The organism is Faecalibacterium sp. DFI.5.82, assembly GCF_029076575.1.
Taxonomy (GTDB): Bacteria; Bacillota; Clostridia; order Oscillospirales; family Ruminococcaceae; genus Faecalibacterium; species Faecalibacterium duncaniae.
This window is the reverse complement of sequence record NZ_JARFIS010000396.1, coordinates 1-317: the sequence shown is the minus strand read 5'-3', so window position 1 is coordinate 317 and position 317 is coordinate 1. Positions and strand designations below refer to the sequence as shown.

Sequence of the window (317 nt, the reverse complement as noted above, 5' to 3'; positions counted from 1 at the left end):
CCGTGACCAGCTCAGGCAGAGAGGTGCCCAGCGCCACAAAGGTCAGGGCAATGACGGATTCCGGCACGCCCAGCGCCTGCGCGATCAGGGTGCCTTTGTCCACCAGCAGATTTGCGCCAACAGCGATCATGGCTGCGCCGAGTACGAGCAGGCCGATCTCCTTGGCAAAGGACATTTCCTTTTCCGGCTCGTCCTCAACGTCTTCCGGGGCGGGGGCGTTTTTCATCGCCAGCACATTGCAGACCATGTAGGCCACGAACATTGCCAGCAGCACAATGCCGATGGGGCGGCTGAAGTAGCCGGTGGTGTAGGCCACG

1 pseudogene is annotated in these 317 nt (G+C 61.8%); it reads right to left on the bottom strand.

Features of this window, described 5'->3' with window-relative positions:
- Positions 1 to 317, bottom strand: a pseudogene (locus P0G09_RS17140) (sodium:calcium antiporter); the annotation flags it as partial.